Consider the following 16,394-nt stretch of genomic DNA (forward strand, 5'->3'; position numbering starts at 1 on the left):
ATTATTCGAATGTCCATGTTCCAATGTAATCGTGACTTGTATAACTAACAACAGATGGAGCATATTTAATAGATTTAATGTCTACATCTTGATCAAATTTGGAATAGATAAAGCCCTTTGCTGTTTGTCCTTTGGTAATCGTTGACCCCAAAGTTTCTTTTCCGTCAATTTCAATAAAAATCATATTGCCAAGACTGTTTATTTGTTTATTGACTATTAGTTTATTAGTTTTGTACTCATAATTTCTACTCACATCAATGACATCATCTGAGTTATTAGTGATTGTTGCATAAACCTTAAACCCTTTTGATAGAAATATTCCGTCAATCTCTTCTTTTTCAGTTACATACTCAATCTTATCAATGCTAACGGTTACACCTTTAGCTGTAATGGATTCTCCAGCTTTTACAGTTGGAATTGTCTCCTGCACTGGTGTATCTGTTACAGGTGTCGTTGTATTACCACCATTACCACTATCAACTGTTGTATCAGCCTTACTCTCAATGTTAATCACATTCTTACTTTTATCAAAACTCACATCAGCGTCTAATGCTCTACCAATTTCACCGACAGGTAGATAGTTTAAGTTTTGATAATTGATTGGCTGTGTACTCATCTTCTTGCCATCTACCATAACAGATACAGAACTATTGATCTTAGCTTGGATTGTTTTTGCTGTAGCTGCTAAGGCTGGAACTGAGACGGTGAGGGATGCACCAAGTAAAACACCCAAACTTACATAACCGACTTTTTTCAATTTACTCATTTTATCACTTCTCTCATTGTATTTTATGTACTATAAGTACTTACGTTTAATTTTACTATGCGTTACCGTTTCTTACCATATATATCGACACTATACATTAAAAAGTTTAGAGGTGATCGTTCTGTCAAGCAGAGAAGATTTAATCAGATTTTCAAAAGTAACGGAAGAGTTTAAAAAGTTTATCAATCAATATCTAGATGATAATTTTGATGATCTTGAATATGAAGTAAATTTAATTATTGGTAGAAAAGATGGCAGACATGACCATGGTGTGCTGAGTTATACAGTAGCTAAAGATAAAGAAAATAACATTGACCCTAGGAGTCCTGATCATTTTTGCACCATTGAATGCTTTGGAAAGCACCCTATAATCCATTCAGGTGTCCTTTAATAATCGATTAACTTATTAACCTTAACAGGCAATTTAATCAACATTTCATATTGAGGGTTATCAGATGGTTCACCTCTCCAGTATCTATTTGCATGGTATGGTGGGCTTAAAAGTGAGACATCTTTTATGTCGATCCCAATCAAAAGAGAATCTGCTTTAATGTAGTCTGAATGGTCAAATTCAATCTCCCAAATTAAAGGTTTTATGTCATCCCTTCTAACGATCTTCACCCATTCTAAAGCTTCTTCTATTGTCTCTGATGCAAATATAGACTGGAACCTAGAAGGAAGATGTGGAAAATATAGTCTTCTTTCATACTCATATACGTTTTCAGCTAAAGCATCCTGTATTTTACCCTCTTCTTTTGAAGGAAGTGCATAGTAGTAATAACCGTGTGCTGATAGGCCATCGGGATAACGTGAGTCAATAATATCTTGAAGCATGGGTTGTCCTATTTGTACATTAGCTAGTTGAACTACTTGTCCTTCTTTTAAATTTGCAAACCGATCAACGTGAAATGCTTTCATAGCAATGTCCTCACTTTTTTATTAATAGTGGCAATAGAATTAGTATTTCGACAAATTAAATAAATTACCTTTTAATTAATCACATCCAAAAAACATAAAGGAGGAATCTAATGTCATCATTTGACTATCAATTAAGTACGATCACTAAATATAGAGCTGGTACAAGTACAGATCCTTATTTAGACATTACAGAGACTAAACCAGTCGTAAATGGACAAATTCAGCTTAACGAGATCCCTGTTCCTTTATATAAGGTTCGTATCCCCGATATGTTCGAAGTCCCTCATACTAGCAAGAGTGATCTAAAAGAGAATGAATATCGAGTTGATTATACAGAGGGAATCATTTCGTTCCACATGATTGCTGAAAACACTCAGAAAACTTATACATATAAAGGTAGAGGTAATCACTTTGTTAGCTATCATCGTATCTGGACTAAAGAACAAAACGGTGAGGTTTTAGAAACGCTAGGTGAAATTATAGATGCAGGCTCTGAAGCTATTGAACAAGTTAAGGAGTTAGCAGAGTTGATCCAAGAAACTGAGGAGTCGCTTGAGTTGGTTAACGATGCTACTGTTAATGCCAATACTTCAGCCGATTACGCAAAGACACAAGGTGATTATGCCAAAGCTCAGGGAGATTATGCTAAGACTCAAGCAGATACTGCATCAGGCGTTATTACTTCAGCCAACGGAAAAATTGTTGAGATGGATGATACCATTGTTGCCGCCAATAACAAAATTGCTGAAACGGAAACTGCAAGACAGGATGCCATTACTGCCACTGGGAACGCAAATACATCGGCTGACTACGCTAAGACACAGGGAGATTATGCTAAAACTCAGGGTGAATTCGCGAATACACAAGGGAATTATGCTAAAGATCAAGGAGATTATGCTACTCAACGAGGCGATGATTTAGTCCTCCGTGGAGAATACTCCCCTACTGTCTCCTATAAAACTAACAATATGGTTACGTACAACAGCAAATTGTATATGGCTATTAAAGATTCAACTGGTATCGAGCCGGGTGAAGTTGATACTGAATATTGGAGAATTATTGTACAGACTGCTGTATCAACTGAGTGGGATAATATTCTTAACAAGCCAAGCCTAGTTGATACAAGCCGAGAAATTATAACTGGTGCTGGTTTAACAGGTGGAGGTGATTTGTCTGCGGATCGAACACTTACTGTTGATTTCGAAGAAAATAATGGAGTATCCACACAGGCATCTAGAAGTGATCACACACATCAAAGTTTAACCCAATTGATTGATGATTTGAGCAATGAGAAACGTTCAACGGTAACACTTCAACCGGGAATGCAGATCATTCAGGCAGATCAAGAATCTGCTTTTTCCCTCACTGGACTCACAGGTAGGACACTAGTAAACTTGCTGGGACGTGACGGTAATTGTGAGGATGCATCTCGGTGGCTGTTGTTTCAAGGATCAGCAACTACTGACGCCACAAACAAAACCCAAGGTTCCAGCGGAATCAAGTTAACGGTTACCTCGGGTTCTTTTGCCACGGCGACAGCAGTAAATACGATTAATGCCAAAGCAAACAAATTCTATATTGCTGTAGTAGACGCCAAAAATGGCAATGCTACGAATGCCTCTTTTTATGCCAATGGGTTAACGGCAACTAAAGGCGTTAATTCCACTGCTGATACTACTAAATTTGCACCTTTGTGGAGGGCATATGCGCCTACAGCGGATGTCGTTGCATCCGTTATTGTACAAACCAATAGCAGCGCTACAGGTCAATACGCTTATTTTGACGCGGTAAGATTTTATGAAATCACCGCAGATGAATACACCGCACTCGACAGCATGACACCGCAACAGGTAGCTGCTAAATACCCATACGTCGATAGCGTTCAACCTGTACGAAATCCGTATGGGATTCGTTACGGGGAGAATTTGATACCGCCGTTTTACGAGTGGAGTAATACTGTAATTGGCGTCGCTAAGAACATTATGGTCAGGGCCTATGAGCTTTACCAAGATTCCAAAGATGAAGCGAACTACGCTACCAGCGTGGTGCAAATACCAGTGATTCCGGGGAAGACGTACACTCTCAGTGGTGAGATTACTAAGAACCCTAATTCAGCAGTAGACGCTTTGTTCTTCTATTGGCTAGATATAAATGGGAATAGGCTTCCCGGCGAAGATGCAACAACTCGAAAGTATAGAGGGACTTACATTGTACCTACTAACGCCATGCAGATCCAATTGTATTGTGTTATGAATGTACTTAACGATAATACGGCATACAAGACTCAAATCATTAAAAACCCAATGTTCAATATCGGCAACACAGCCAAATCATTCAAACCGCGCGAAGACGCTATGTTAGCAATGCAAACGGATTTGTTCGCTGATCCAGTAACAGGGGCGAATGCTGATGAAGTGTTTGAGCGAGATGGGCAGTATTTCAAACTGGCGAAGTGGCGTAAGGTTGCACTGGACGAGGCTTTAAACTGGATATACACCGGAACAACATCAGGATTTAAGAATGTCAGTGCGTCCGCTGTTATAGCGGGGTATGCTCCAGTGCAGTTCATCGCAACAAAATATAATGGAACCCTGCTGAGAAATGCGCCAACTTCAACAAATCCTGATGCTATAGGTATAGGGGCTACTGGCAACCTCTTTCTATCGGTTAAATCAGAAGACAGCGGATGGGGAGACTCATACACACCGACAGCCGACGAGATTAAGGCGTATTTCATGGGCTGGCGCATGTATGATGGTGAGGCTGGTGGCGCGCCTTACAATGGGACGGGCACGAAATACTGGCATAAACTGTCTGACGGAATTTCAACTCCTGGAGCGGGCACAACTTCTTTACCGACTACACCCGCGCCAAACTGGACTCCATACCAACTCCTATACCAACTTGCAACGCCAACTGTCGAACCAATTACGTCTGAGGGGCAATTGACGTTAATTGAGGGAGATAATCAGATTGAAGTAGGTACGGGGATTGTGTTGCGGGAAAGAGCAAAGCCGACAACTGTTGGCCTTAACTATCTCATCAATCATGTGGATGTACCAGCGGGTTGGTTACGTTATAAGACAAATCGTATCATGTCGGTTTATAAAAATAATCAACTTGCTGATGTGGTTAAGGTGAGCAACAGTGCCACAGGTCAAGGTGGGGCTTTTGCCTACATCACGCCAGCGCTGTTCGATCCGTCAGCAGCCTACAGCGTCACATACCTGATGCTGGACAAATATCCCGCAGCCCCATTCACTGGATCGTATGCCGAAAACGAAAAGGCTCTGCTGCTGGATGCGGTCAAATCGATCCAAGAAAACACGACACGTATATCAGTTCTGGAATCGAAGAAGGCTGAGAAGGACGCTCCTGCATGGATTGCGCCGACATTTTTAAATGGGGCAACGCAGTATGCAGAGTATCAAAAAGTTGGTTACATGAAGGATGGTTTTGGGTTTGTTCATTTAAGGGGACTAGTCGCAACCGCTCCAACGAATTCCCGAATTTTTATTCTCCCTGCTAAATATCGTCCAGCGTTTCAGCTTATATTCCGAGTGGCTGGGGCAGGGGAAACGTATGAAATTAGAATCACTGCTGACGGTAGTGTCTTCACTACAAGTACAGGTAATTATATAAGCTTGGAAGGTGTTACATTCTCGGCAGAACAATAAAGGAGGGATCATATGAAAGCCGTACCTAAAGTAAATATAGACGGCCTCTATTTGGAGGACGAGTTGGTGGACGGTGCCTTTAGTGGTGTCGTCCCTTTTTATAATACAGATTCTGAAGAGGAAACTGTAGAAGGATATATTGTTGGAGTACCCCTTCCTCCCGGTTTATTCCATCCACTTTTCAATCTAAAATTATGGGAGTTAACTCAAGATTCTCCAATTGGTGATTTATGGATTGAGGGACTTTCTTCGGAGGAGATTGATAAATTAAAACAACCTCCAATCAAAGAACCTTCTGCTACAGATTTATTGGGAGAGCAACTTGTAGCACATGAATTGGATGCTTTGCAATTACAACAACAGAATGAAATATTGGGGAATCAAATTGTTCAACGAGAACTGGAGAATGAAATTTTAAGAATGCAAAATGAAGCATTAGGAGCACAAATTGTAGGCGTTGAACTTCGATTACTGTCTATGGAAGGAGAACAAAATGTTTAAATCAGACTATGAAAGACTTAAGTACTACTATGAATGCAAATGGGCTAAGGAATCACAATTATGGCAATATGTTAAATTTGGAGTTATTACAGAGGAAGAATGTTACATGATTTTAAATCCACCCATCCCCTCTACTCCATATTCATCCTAGTAACATACTTTAATACACTCTAAGACTCTCTTTATGGGAGTTTTTTATTATTCGAAAAGGATTGATTTGAATGTGCGAAGATAGAGAAAAAATAGAAATGCACACTATTGATGGGTGTATAAATGGATAATATACATAAGTTTTTATTGGGATTATTCGTTACCACAGGGACGTACATGTTCGGTGGGTGGAATGATGGATTGGTTCTTCTTGCAGTACTGTGTATGTTTGACTATTTGACTGGAATTGCTGCTGCTGCTTACGAAGGAGTTAAGTATCCAAACGATAAAACAAAAGGGTTAAATTCGAATCGAGGATATTGGGGAATATTCAAAAAGTTTCTCATGTTCATGGTAGTGGCGACGCTATATAGGATTGACATCCTGCTGGGACTTGAAGGTGCATTGAGTTTTATGATGGGTGGACTCTTCTTTTATATTGGCAATGAGTTGATTAGCCTAACGGAAAATCTTGGGCGTTTAGATGTAGCGATGCCCAAACAACTTAGACAGGCTATATCTGCACTACAAGTTAAAAGTGGAAACGATGAACAGAAAGATGAGAAAGAAAAAGATAAAAAGGATGATGATAAATGATCCAAAAAGGCAATTTCCTTCTATTAGAAATATCAGAGTTTCGTTCATGGTTACAAAAGCAAAAAGTAACACGTAGAATTAAAGGTTTGCAAGTTCATCATACTGGAGTACCCAATTACTCAACTCGTAAGATGGTTAATGGAGTTGCACAACAAGACCACTTTAAATGTCTAGAGGGGATGCGTGACTTCCACATCAACACAAACAAGTGGAAAGCGACTGGACAGCACATTTCACTGTTTGAGGATGGCAAGGTTGGCATATCGTTAGACAGAGACTTAAATATGACTCCTGCTTGTATCTATAATAACAATGCTGGATATGTGGGCATTGAGATTATCGGCTGTTTTGATAAAGGCGTAGATACTATGACTACAATTCAACGGGAAGCTGCGATTCATTTGTATGCTGCATTGTGTGAAAAGTTTTATGTACCCGTTAACACAGATAAGATTGTATATCACGCATGGTTCTCTGCCAGTGGTACACGTCTAGGAGACTATACACCGGGGAAGTCAAGTAAGTCATGTCCGGGCACTGCTTACTGGGGAGACGGCAACACAATTGCTTCTGCAAGCAAAAACTTCATTCCTCAAGTTAAAGCAGAGTTAGAACGATTAAGAAATGGGATTTCGAATGCAACTCCAATTACAAAACCAAAGGATGATGAACCAATGACCGAAGCAGAAAAGTTACAAGTGGCTAGTCTTGAGAAAACAATTCAACAACAATCTGATTGGATTAAGGCTGAGAAAATCAAGGCTAATATGGAATGTCCATCTTGGGCTAAAGCTGCATATGAGTATTACAAAGATTATATTTCTGACACCACAGGTAGTTACGATTTTTGGAGACAGCTTGTGATTAACTACCGTAAAGATAATAACATCAAAGTAAGCAAGTAATCATACATAAAGGAGATAAGATAAATGGATAACCTATATATTATTGCAATCATCCTTGCTGCTGTTGTAGGAGGGTTATTTGTCATTCCGTTTGCGAAGAGTAAAGGATGGATTACGAAGGATAAGACAGAAAACATGAAGCAAATGTTGTTGGTGACTCGACTTGTGCTCGATGTGATCAAGACAGATAAATTAGATAAGACTAAAGCTACATTTGCACTAGATATTGCAGACAGAGTTGTAGATTATGTAAATGAGCACATAGATGACAATGTTGATAAAAGGGCAATTTCATTGAGAATTATCGACGATTTGCTTACTAAAAACGCAGTCATACCAACGGTTTCTGAACGTCAACTTATTGAAATAGTGATAGATGAAGCTTTGAAGCGAGTAAAATAGTGCAAAACTAAGATTTGAACATAATTAAGCCCCTCTTGAGATATTATTCTCTTGAGGGGCTATTTTTTTCATTTTTAGATGAGTCTAAATTTTGCTCTTCCCATTCTTGAAGTTTTCTAATTCTTAACTCCCTAAATTTCTCTCTGTTTCTATCGCCTCTGCATCTAGAACATCTTGTCCCATTTCTAAAATCCTTTATTCTGGTTTTACTCGGAAAGCCACAAGAACAAATATAATCAAATGTTTTCAGTGCTCCTCTGTACTCTCCAACTAATTGACACCCTTCTAAATCAAGCTCCCTTCTTATCTCTTCTGTATCTTTCCTAACTCTATCTTCAAAGCATTTTTTACATCTCTTTCCCGATGACCAAGAATTCCAAGACACTTCCCACTCGTGATTGTTGGGACAAATCACATTCATTTTTATTATATTGTTTTTGTACTTTTCTACGTCATCATCAAATGTGTACCCTTCGCTGGTCAAGTCAGCTTTAAACTTTATATCCATCTCGTCACGATGAGCATCTCTGCTTTTTCCTTTGAAAATTGGATTAACATTAGACATGCTTTCGTGGTGACATTTGATGCATCTTGCACCTCTTTTAAAGTTGGGCCATTGTACACTATAAGAATGATTTCTAGGACATTCTACATCATAGTAACCTCTGAATCCCACCCATTGTTTAGAAAGCAATTTATAGCCCTCTGATTCGATAATTGACTGCATCTCTTGATATTTTATAAGTGCTTTATCTTCGTTCAGTCTGTTCATGGTTCACCTCAAGATAAATTTTATCATATATTTATAAACATTAGGGATTTAATGTAGCTTTTCTGGTTATTATATAAACATCACACCCATCTGGTGTTTCGACTGCATCACCAACGATTGTATTGACATCCACCATGGCCTTGATATTTTCCATTGCGGTTTCCATTAAGCCTTGAATTGGATGATCTGACATTTAAATTCCCTCCAGTTTCAATGTAAGCTAGGTTTGATCTAACCATATCATCCCCAATCTTGAAGGGACTTATGTAAAAAAGCATTTTAACAACACCATAAGCTGCACTAGTATCCAGAATGAATCTTGAAGAAACGCATGAACGGTTTCGCAATTGGAGATGTATAACCACTTACATGAGGACAACACACCATGCTATACGTGGGATTTACTATGTTGGCCCTTAAGCTTTTGCTTGTGTCTGCGCCGTTGCTCCTGTAAAAGTCGGAACCACATACGCCATCCGCCTTCTACTTGGAGCACACGAGTCAATAGCGTAAGTCCAGCAATCATGACCGCTGTAATCCGAATCTTCATTTTGCAATCGAGCTCAGTTTTGAAATCCATCTCATCTTCCCACACCGGCACAACTTGCAGTACAGGCGTTCGTTCAAACTTGACCTGATACGATAGAAATCCAATAATGATTGTTTTGATACTCCATACCCATCCCGTGAGAATAGCTGTATACGCTGCATCACCCACTCCAATGTGCGTAGACCAAGACAAATGAGTCATATGTACACGCGTGAGCGTTTGTTTGACCCAAAGCTTCAATGCATCCGTTGCTCTTAACATGATTTTTACTTCTTTAGCCCACCTTTTGACTTTACGCTTGTTGACACGCTCACTGCCCTTGGCTTCTCCCCTCGAATGATTCATCCGCTGTTCCGTCTTCACCAGAAACCCTTCCTTCATATTACGAAAGACTATACTCGGGATTTCATAGTTCATACGCACAATACCATAGAGCAGACGAACCGTAATTTTGGCATAATCATCGCTTTTGTGTTTACTGAATGTAAAATGCACATGAACATTCGAGATGAGGACTGCGGCGAGCAGCAGTGCGATCAACAAGCCGATTCCTCCTAGCCACATCCACACAGGCCTTACCTCCAAGCCCTCAATTCTTTTCTCGTCTAGTATGACACTCTATATAGGAAAAAATTCACTCCTGACCTAAAAATCCCATTTCACGTTAAGAAGGCTCCAATCGAATTTCATATATCCATGCAATGCACAAAAAACCGACCCCTCTCACAGGTGTCGGTTTCAATGGAAAATAAAAATCAATGTTATGAATCGGTATGATCATCTTCGTTATTAGCCTCAGTTGAATGGTCTGCATGGTCTTTCACATTTGTATCGCCAAGGTCCACATCGACATGCTGCACATCCAGTTTTTCAAAGAGTAGCTGTGTCTCTTCCTCCAGGTTTTCGGAATCTTCGAACAGACCTGGCTCAGGAAGATCTTTGAGCGAGGCCAAGCCAAAGTAATCCAGGAAAGACTTGGTCGTTCCATACAGAATTGGACGCCCAATCGCTTCAGCACGTCCCACTTCCTGAATCAGATCCTTGTTTACAAGGGTATGAATCGCACGTTCCGACTTCACACCACGAATCTCCTCGATCTCAACCCTCGTAATGGGCTGTCGATACGCCACAATCGCAAGAGTCTCCAGTGCTGCCTGGGACAAGGTGGTACGTGCAGGCGAGTACGCCAGTTTCTCAAAATACACGGCGTGCTCAGGCAAGGTACCCAATTGCACTACGCCTGCGAGTTTGAGAATTTGTACCCCTCGTCCCTGTTCAACAAATTCAGTAATCATTTCCTCGATCGCGTCGGACACCAGTTCTGTCCGTTGATCTACGATTTCGGCAATTTGTTTGATACTCAGACCTTCTTCTCCGGACAAAAACAGCAGGCCTTCAATAATCGACTTCAATTTCGGAAAATCCATGATTCTTTGTTTCCCCTCTCCACTCCATAACGATATCATCGAACATCCGCTCCTGATAACAGACAATCTGTTTCATCTTCATCAGCTCCAGCACCGCCAGAAAGGTCACGACAATCTCATGTCGGTAGATCTGGTTATCCATCAGCTTTGAGAATAACAGCCTGCCTCCTGGCCCCATTCTTTCCAAAGCGCCGATGACATCACGAATACGATCCTTTACCGAGATTTCATCCCGTTTGATCCGGGTTACGGTTGTTCGCTTCTCCGCTTTGCGGAGTGCCTTCTGAAAAGCAGCAATCAGATCAGAGGTATGCAAACCCTCAACGGGATTTGATTGTGCTTCTACAGGCATGTATGGTCGCAAATCCTCGGGCTCTTTGGAAAAAATAAGGCTGCGTTCCCACTCCCGTTCGTGCAGATGACGCGCAATTCCCTTGTATTTGCGATATTCAATCAGACGTGCAATCAGCTCTGCACGTGGATCATAATCTTCATCTTCCATATAATCATAATCCTCAAAGTCCTCGATTACCGGTGGCTTGGGCAGTAAAAGTTTGCTCTTAATAGACAAAAGTGTAGCTGCCATAACCAGAAATTCACTCGTAATATCCAACTCCAGCTCCTGCAACGAATGCAAATACGCCATATATTGATCGGTAATATCGCTGATGGGAATATCCTGGATATGAATCTCTGCCTTATCGATCAGATGTAGCAGCAGATCCAAAGGCCCTTCAAAAGTCTCCAGTTTGTATGTAACTACCGTCACTAGACGAATCCTCCCGCCAGAAAAATAAAAACCCCCGCTAAGCCGCCGAATTCGGTCTCCCGTTTTCGTCTGCGCAAAGCAGGGCACTATATTAAATAAGCACTATTTTAGCTGTTTCGTCAAGTTCGCCATTTCAATCGCGGCTGTAGCTGCATCCCAACCTTTGTTACCCGCCTTGGTTCCGGCACGCTCGATCGCTTGTTCAATATTCTCTGTCGTAACGAGACCGAAGATCGTCGGCACGCCCGTTTTCAGGTTAATGGCTGCTACTCCTTTGGCCATCTCATTGCACACATAATCATAATGAGTTGTTGAACCACGAATGACCGTACCCAATGTAATAACTGCATCATATTTGCCGCTTTCGGCCATTTTCTGTGCAATCAAAGGGATTTCGAAGGCACCAGGAACCCAGGCCACATCCACTTCATCGTCCTGCACGCCGTGACGTTTGAATGCATCCAGTGCAGCACTGAGCAATTTGCTTGTAATGAATTCATTGAACCGTCCTACAACAACTCCGTACTTTAATCCTTCCGAAACTAAATGTCCTTCAAAAAAATGTGCCAATCAAGTCATCTCCCTAACTTTAATATATGTTGTACGTAACTGATTTCAGTTAAAATATCTACCAGATTTTACATTAAAACAGCACGTCAGTTTTTTTCTTCATTCTGTTCGATATCGTCGAATTTCAGCATATGCCCCAGCTTGGCTTGCTTGGTATGAAGGTAAACCGAATTGTCTTCGTTCTCCTCCATCTGAATCGAAACACGTTCCACCACTTCCAAACCATAACCCTCAAGTCCTTTAATTTTGCGCGGGTTGTTGGTTAATAGTCGGATCTGACAAATGCCAAGGTCTTTCAGAATTTGGGCCCCGATGCCATAATCACGCAGGTCAGCTTCAAACCCCAGCTTCAGGTTCGCATCCACGGTGTCCAAACCTTCCTCCTGTAGCTTGTAGGCTTTAAGTTTGTTGATCAGTCCAATGCCGCGGCCTTCCTGTCTCATATAGAGCAGAACGCCGTTGTCTTCCTCCTGGATCTGTTTGAGCGCTGCATCGAACTGCGGACCGCAGTCACAACGATGAGAATGGAATACATCTCCTGTGAGACATTCGGAGTGCACACGGACCAATACCGGCTTCGAACCATCAATCTCGCCTTTGACCAGCGCCACATGCTCTTTGTTGTCCACAGTGTTTGTATAGGCTACCGCTTGAAACTCACCAAAGTCTGTTGGCATACGCACAGCCACTTCACGTTGAACCAGCTGCTCTTTCTCATTACGGTAACGAATCATATCCTGAATGCTGATCAGCTTCAAATCATGCTTACGGGCAATCTCCTGCAGATCCGGAAGTCTGGCCATCGTGCCATCTTCCTTGATCACTTCACAGATTACGCCTGCAGGGTAGGAACCACACATAATGGCGAGATCTACAGCTGCTTCCGTATGTCCGGCACGGCGCAGCACACCGCCATCTTTCGCAATCAGCGGGAACATATGTCCAGGCTTGCGGAAATCTCCACTTTTAGCCTCCGGATCGATCAGGCCTTTTACTGTGATGGAGCGTTCATGTGCCGAGATGCCTGTGGTTGTGTCCTTGTGATCTACCGAGACGGTGAATGCCGTCCCATGAAAGTCTGTATTTTGCTGAACCATCGGTTTCAGGTTAAGTTCGTCCGCACGTTGCTGTGTAATGGGAACACAGACCAGACCTCTACCCTCGGTAATCATGAAATTGATCACTTCAGGTGTAGCCTTCTCAGCCAAAGCAATAAAATCGCCTTCGTTCTCCCGATCCTCATCATCCACAACAATAACGGGTTTACCCCGCATTAGATCGTAAATCGCTTCCTCTATAGGGTTCAGAATGGATTGATCTGACATACGTCCACCTCCAGTTTCCATTTCAGTTATATTTTCTTTGCTTATTGTTCGTTATGCAAATCCATGATTTGAGAGAAAATCCTCACTGATGCTTCGTGGCTTGCCTCCACCGGTATCCTGATGTCCCTTCCCGTAGTGAAGCAGGTGATCCACATATTTCCCCAAAATATCACACTCAATATTGATCGTATCGCCCGTCTTTTTGACTTCAAGTACAGTCTCACCAATGGTATGGGGAATGATCGAAACGGTGAATGCCATCTGTGAGGTATGCACAACTGTAAGACTGATACCGTCCAGTGTAACCGATCCTTTGGGTATCAAATATTTGAACAACTGACTGTCATCAGGTTTAATCTCGAACACAACTGCATTCTGGTCACGTGTAATGCTGCCAATCACGCCAGTACCATCGACATGGCCCTGAACGATATGTCCGCCAAATCGGCCGCCTGACAGCATGGCTCGCTCCAGATTTACTCTGCTGCCGGATTGCAACTGACTGAGGTTGGTATGACGATACGTTTCGGGCATCACATCAGCGGTAAAACCTCCACCCTCAAGCGTTGTCGCGGTTAAGCATACCCCGTTTACAGCCACACTATCACCAATCTTCAGATCATCCATGATGGCGGAAGCTCCGATATTCAGGACCATTGCTTCGCCTTTCCGACCTATCCGCCGGATCTGACCGACTTCTTCCACCAAACCGGTAAACATGCTGCCGCCTCCCTTGTTCATTTCTTTATCCAAAAAGTTCTACTATTCAGGCCAAACCGGAATTCCACCAATGCTGATATTATCTCCAACTTGCTCAACTTCCAGCTGATTCAATTGAACCGCTTGATTCATGCGTTCCACACCCTCGAAACGGAAACTGCCCGGTGTATCGTACCCTCCGACGATTTTGGGAGCAATGAACATAAGCAACCGATCAACTAACCGCGCTTCGAGCATCGCCCCATTCAGTGTACCCCCACCTTCGAGCAGGATCGAACCGATCTCGCGCTCACCCAGCTTACTGAGTGCGTTTAGCAGATCTACACGTGGTCCAGGACCACAGCGTATAATTTCCACACCGTAGGCCTCCAGACGCTCAGCCGCTTCAGGGCTAGCCTCATCCGTTGTAAGTACCCAAGTTGGTGCAAGGCCGTCCTTGACCATTTTGGCACCAACAGGAAGACGCAGCTTGGAATCCACCACGATACGTACAGGGCTAATACCTTCCACCTGCATACGAGTCGTCAGCTCCGGATTGTCCGCTATTACCGTGTCCACACCAACCATAATTCCTTGATGGCGATGACGAAGGGCATGCACAATCTCACGAGCAGACTCGTTGGAGATCCATTTGCTATCTCCGCTGCGGGTAGCGATCTTCCCATCTAATGTGGAAGCTGTCTTTAAAGTCACGAAGGGTAAACCCGTTGTAATATATTTAATGAATTTTTCGTTCATCCGTCTTCCACGCTCTCTTAGAACGCCAACTTCAACTTCTATTCCTTGTTGACGGAGCATGCTTATGCCTCTGCCGGATACTTGCGGATTCGGATCTTCGCAGCATACTACGACACGTTTCACTTTCTCGTGAATCAAACGTTCGCTGCATGGAGGTGTCTTACCATAATGACTGCAAGGTTCGAGTGTAACGTACGCTGTACTCCCCTTAGCGTCACTGCCTGCCATATTAAGTGCATGTACCTCAGCATGGCCCGTACCCCGTTTCAGATGACTCCCCAGACCTACAATGCGGCCTTCTTTCACAATTACACATCCTACGACCGGGTTAATTCCAGTCTGTCCTTGTGCCCGTTCTGCCATATCCAGAGCCAGTGCCATATAAAATTCATCATTAATCATTTCCAAGTCCGTTCACCCCACGGTTTAAAATCTAAGTTATTGACCTCCCTTCCAACAGAGAGAGGCATGTTCTATATCAAATAAAAAATCCCCGTCGAACAAACCGTTCGATGGGGATGATGAGAGACATGTGTCACCAGCAGTACTATTGATACAGTGCCAGCAACACTTCGCCCTAAATCTCATTTCAGGCAAGTGAAAGCAGACACATACCTTAATGAACTTAATTACAGGTAAAGAGCTTCTATGGTGTGGCATATGTATGAAGATTGCCGAAATAAACGGGTCTTCCTGCACAAATTGGAATCTCGTCCATTCTGTGCAGCAACACTACTGCGGAATGCAGCCCATGAAGGCTGCACCCTCTCCTTCTCCCATCCAGACTATACTGTCGGTTCTGGAATTGCACCAGATCAGCCATCTGCCATAGGCAGACAGGTCACGGACTTTGCAGATCATGCTGGATAGATATCCTCACACGCTGCATCACCGCCGGTAGGGAATTACACCCTGCCCTGAAGGATCGTTGCGTTATTAATTGGATGTTAGCACTTTAATGCCAAAAAATCAATTATTTTTTGTTCCTTTTTGTCAGATACTAACTTTTAATAAGTTATAGTGTAATAAAAAACCGCCTCGCATATTGCGAAACGGTTTGCATATAGAGATCCCGATTAAGCTTCTACAACTTCAACAGTTTCCATTTTATCTTTACCCTCAAGAGCGTCAACAAACTCCATACCTTTGGTTACTTTACCAAATACGGTATGTTGTCCATCCAAATGTGGTTGCGGTTGGTAGCAGATGTAGAACTGGCTTCCGCCTGTGTTACGGCCAGCATGTGCCATAGCAAGTGTTCCGCGCTCATGTTTGTTCGGGTTGATCTCACAGTTGATTGTGTAACCTGGACCGCCTGCACCGGAACCGTTAGGGCATCCGCCTTGAGCTACAAAGCCCGGGATAACGCGGTGGAATGTAAGACCATTGTAGAAGCCGGAGTTAGCCAGTTTCTCAAAGTTTGCTACTGTGTTTGGAGCTTCTTGATCGAACAGATCGATCAGAACTTCTCCGCCGTTTGCCAATTTAATTTTCGCTTGTTTCGCCATATGTAAATGACTCCTTTCGTATTGACCATCGTTAATGGTGCCAGAACGCATTGACCCTGGGCCAAGCTTTACAGCACTTTTCTTAGTGTACACCGAAAT

18 protein-coding genes, 1 pseudogene and 1 riboswitch are annotated in these 16,394 nt (G+C 42.5%); of the genes and pseudogenes, 7 read left to right on the forward strand and 12 right to left on the reverse strand.

Annotated elements, in window-relative coordinates; genetic code table 11:
- Position 1 precedes the first annotated feature (1 nt).
- Positions 2 to 766: a hypothetical protein gene (locus tag ACR32F_RS20925; protein WP_440110393.1), complete on the reverse strand. Its 765-nt coding sequence runs from the start codon at positions 764 to 766 to the stop codon at positions 2 to 4.
- A 112-nt stretch (positions 767 to 878) separates the two neighbouring features.
- Between ACR32F_RS20925 and ACR32F_RS20930 the strand changes: the two genes are divergently transcribed.
- Complete coding sequence (locus ACR32F_RS20930; protein ID WP_440110395.1) at positions 879 to 1,157, forward strand: hypothetical protein; 279 nt, start codon at positions 879 to 881, stop codon at positions 1,155 to 1,157.
- On the opposite strand, the gene ACR32F_RS20935 is transcribed toward ACR32F_RS20930, so the two are convergent.
- The gene (locus tag ACR32F_RS20935; protein WP_440110397.1) at positions 1,154 to 1,684 is read right to left on the reverse strand and encodes a DUF2441 domain-containing protein; all 531 of its coding nucleotides are present in this window, start codon (positions 1,682 to 1,684) and stop codon (positions 1,154 to 1,156) included. The two genes, ACR32F_RS20930 and ACR32F_RS20935, sit on opposite strands and share 4 nt — an antisense overlap.
- Before the next feature lie 110 nt (positions 1,685 to 1,794).
- Between ACR32F_RS20935 and ACR32F_RS20940 the strand changes: the two genes are divergently transcribed.
- From ACR32F_RS20940 to ACR32F_RS20965, 6 genes are all read left to right on the forward strand, one after another.
- A complete protein-coding gene (locus ACR32F_RS20940; RefSeq protein WP_440110399.1) occupies positions 1,795 to 5,361 on the forward strand; it encodes a hypothetical protein in 3,567 nt (1,188 codons plus the stop codon).
- Between the two features lie 12 nt (positions 5,362 to 5,373).
- Complete coding sequence (locus ACR32F_RS20945; protein ID WP_440110401.1) at positions 5,374 to 5,862, forward strand: hypothetical protein; 489 nt, start codon at positions 5,374 to 5,376, stop codon at positions 5,860 to 5,862.
- Positions 5,855 to 6,013, forward strand: a complete 159-nt coding sequence (locus ACR32F_RS20950) for an XkdX family protein (RefSeq protein WP_440110403.1) — start codon at positions 5,855 to 5,857, stop codon at positions 6,011 to 6,013. The genes ACR32F_RS20945 and ACR32F_RS20950 overlap by 8 nt, the downstream gene beginning before the upstream one ends.
- Before the next feature lie 122 nt (positions 6,014 to 6,135).
- Complete coding sequence (locus ACR32F_RS20955; RefSeq protein ID WP_440110405.1) at positions 6,136 to 6,609, forward strand: phage holin family protein; 474 nt, start codon at positions 6,136 to 6,138, stop codon at positions 6,607 to 6,609.
- On the forward strand, positions 6,606 to 7,514 hold the full coding sequence (locus tag ACR32F_RS20960) for a peptidoglycan recognition protein family protein (protein ID WP_440110407.1): 909 nt from the start codon (positions 6,606 to 6,608) through the stop codon (positions 7,512 to 7,514). Before ACR32F_RS20955 ends, ACR32F_RS20960 begins: the two co-directional genes overlap by 4 nt.
- Before the next feature lie 24 nt (positions 7,515 to 7,538).
- Positions 7,539 to 7,916 carry a hypothetical protein gene (locus ACR32F_RS20965; protein ID WP_440110409.1) on the forward strand — a complete coding sequence of 126 codons (378 nt, stop codon included), beginning with the start codon at positions 7,539 to 7,541 and terminating at the stop codon, positions 7,914 to 7,916.
- 43 nt (positions 7,917 to 7,959) lie between these two features.
- Here the strand turns inward: ACR32F_RS20965 and ACR32F_RS20970 are convergent, their stop codons facing one another.
- The 10 genes and pseudogenes from ACR32F_RS20970 to ACR32F_RS21015 form a co-directional block, all read right to left on the reverse strand.
- The gene (locus ACR32F_RS20970) at positions 7,960 to 8,688 is read right to left on the reverse strand and encodes a hypothetical protein (protein WP_440110411.1); all 729 of its coding nucleotides are present in this window, start codon (positions 8,686 to 8,688) and stop codon (positions 7,960 to 7,962) included.
- 61 nt (positions 8,689 to 8,749) lie between these two features.
- Positions 8,750 to 8,881, reverse strand: a pseudogene (locus ACR32F_RS20975) (GerW family sporulation protein); the annotation flags it as partial.
- 195 nt (positions 8,882 to 9,076) lie between these two features.
- Positions 9,077 to 9,802 (reverse strand): DUF2953 domain-containing protein, encoded by a 726-nt coding sequence (locus ACR32F_RS20980; protein ID WP_440119964.1) that lies wholly within the window; start codon positions 9,800 to 9,802, stop codon positions 9,077 to 9,079.
- 197 nt (positions 9,803 to 9,999) lie between these two features.
- Complete coding sequence (gene scpB / locus ACR32F_RS20985) at positions 10,000 to 10,665, reverse strand: SMC-Scp complex subunit ScpB (protein ID WP_440110413.1); 666 nt, start codon at positions 10,663 to 10,665, stop codon at positions 10,000 to 10,002.
- On the reverse strand, positions 10,634 to 11,434 hold the full coding sequence (locus ACR32F_RS20990) for a segregation and condensation protein A (protein WP_440110415.1): 801 nt from the start codon (positions 11,432 to 11,434) through the stop codon (positions 10,634 to 10,636). Before ACR32F_RS20990 ends, scpB begins: the two co-directional genes overlap by 32 nt.
- 102 nt (positions 11,435 to 11,536) lie before the next feature.
- Positions 11,537 to 12,004 (reverse strand): 6,7-dimethyl-8-ribityllumazine synthase, encoded by a 468-nt coding sequence (ribH, locus tag ACR32F_RS20995; RefSeq protein WP_440110417.1) that lies wholly within the window; start codon positions 12,002 to 12,004, stop codon positions 11,537 to 11,539.
- An 86-nt stretch (positions 12,005 to 12,090) separates the two neighbouring features.
- Positions 12,091 to 13,329, reverse strand: a complete 1,239-nt coding sequence (locus ACR32F_RS21000; protein WP_440110419.1) for a bifunctional 3,4-dihydroxy-2-butanone-4-phosphate synthase/GTP cyclohydrolase II — start codon at positions 13,327 to 13,329, stop codon at positions 12,091 to 12,093.
- A gap of 51 nt (positions 13,330 to 13,380) precedes the next feature.
- Positions 13,381 to 14,049 carry a riboflavin synthase gene (ribE, locus tag ACR32F_RS21005; protein WP_440110421.1) on the reverse strand — a complete coding sequence of 223 codons (669 nt, stop codon included), beginning with the start codon at positions 14,047 to 14,049 and terminating at the stop codon, positions 13,381 to 13,383.
- Between the two features lie 42 nt (positions 14,050 to 14,091).
- Positions 14,092 to 15,195, reverse strand: a complete 1,104-nt coding sequence (gene ribD, locus ACR32F_RS21010) for a bifunctional diaminohydroxyphosphoribosylaminopyrimidine deaminase/5-amino-6-(5-phosphoribosylamino)uracil reductase RibD (protein ID WP_440110423.1) — start codon at positions 15,193 to 15,195, stop codon at positions 14,092 to 14,094.
- Positions 15,196 to 15,551: 356 nt separating this feature from the next.
- A riboswitch (FMN riboswitch) is annotated at positions 15,552 to 15,716 on the reverse strand.
- Positions 15,717 to 15,863: 147 nt separating this feature from the next.
- Positions 15,864 to 16,295: a peptidylprolyl isomerase gene (locus ACR32F_RS21015; RefSeq protein ID WP_017687646.1), complete on the reverse strand. Its 432-nt coding sequence runs from the start codon at positions 16,293 to 16,295 to the stop codon at positions 15,864 to 15,866.
- Positions 16,296 to 16,394 lie beyond the last annotated feature (99 nt).

Origin of the sequence: Paenibacillus hebaui, assembly GCF_051934385.1 — a bacterium.
GTDB lineage: Bacteria > Bacillota > Bacilli > Paenibacillales > Paenibacillaceae > Paenibacillus.

What these genes read in the sequence shown, in the direction of transcription:
- ACR32F_RS20925 (WP_440110393.1), bottom strand. Translation starts at nt 766, where the DNA reads ATGAGTAAATTGAAAAAAGTCGGTTATGTAAGTTTGGGTGTTTTACTT.
- ACR32F_RS20935 (WP_440110397.1), bottom strand. Translation starts at nt 1,684, where the DNA reads ATGAAAGCATTTCACGTTGATCGGTTTGCAAATTTAAAAGAAGGACAA.
- ACR32F_RS20940 (WP_440110399.1), top strand. Translation starts at nt 1,795, where the DNA reads ATGTCATCATTTGACTATCAATTAAGTACGATCACTAAATATAGAGCT.
- ACR32F_RS20945 (WP_440110401.1), top strand. Translation starts at nt 5,374, where the DNA reads ATGAAAGCCGTACCTAAAGTAAATATAGACGGCCTCTATTTGGAGGAC.
- ACR32F_RS20950 (WP_440110403.1), top strand. Translation starts at nt 5,855, where the DNA reads ATGTTTAAATCAGACTATGAAAGACTTAAGTACTACTATGAATGCAAA.
- ACR32F_RS20955 (WP_440110405.1), top strand. Translation starts at nt 6,136, where the DNA reads ATGGATAATATACATAAGTTTTTATTGGGATTATTCGTTACCACAGGG.
- ACR32F_RS20960 (WP_440110407.1), top strand. Translation starts at nt 6,606, where the DNA reads ATGATCCAAAAAGGCAATTTCCTTCTATTAGAAATATCAGAGTTTCGT.
- ACR32F_RS20965 (WP_440110409.1), top strand. Translation starts at nt 7,539, where the DNA reads ATGGATAACCTATATATTATTGCAATCATCCTTGCTGCTGTTGTAGGA.
- ACR32F_RS20970 (WP_440110411.1), bottom strand. Translation starts at nt 8,688, where the DNA reads ATGAACAGACTGAACGAAGATAAAGCACTTATAAAATATCAAGAGATG.
- ACR32F_RS20980 (WP_440119964.1), bottom strand. Translation starts at nt 9,802, where the DNA reads ATGTGGCTAGGAGGAATCGGCTTGTTGATCGCACTGCTGCTCGCCGCA.
- scpB (WP_440110413.1), bottom strand. Translation starts at nt 10,665, where the DNA reads ATGGATTTTCCGAAATTGAAGTCGATTATTGAAGGCCTGCTGTTTTTG.
- ACR32F_RS21000 (WP_440110419.1), bottom strand. Translation starts at nt 13,329, where the DNA reads ATGTCAGATCAATCCATTCTGAACCCTATAGAGGAAGCGATTTACGAT.
- ribE (WP_440110421.1), bottom strand. Translation starts at nt 14,049, where the DNA reads ATGTTTACCGGTTTGGTGGAAGAAGTCGGTCAGATCCGGCGGATAGGT.
- ACR32F_RS21015 (WP_017687646.1), bottom strand. Translation starts at nt 16,295, where the DNA reads ATGGCGAAACAAGCGAAAATTAAATTGGCAAACGGCGGAGAAGTTCTG.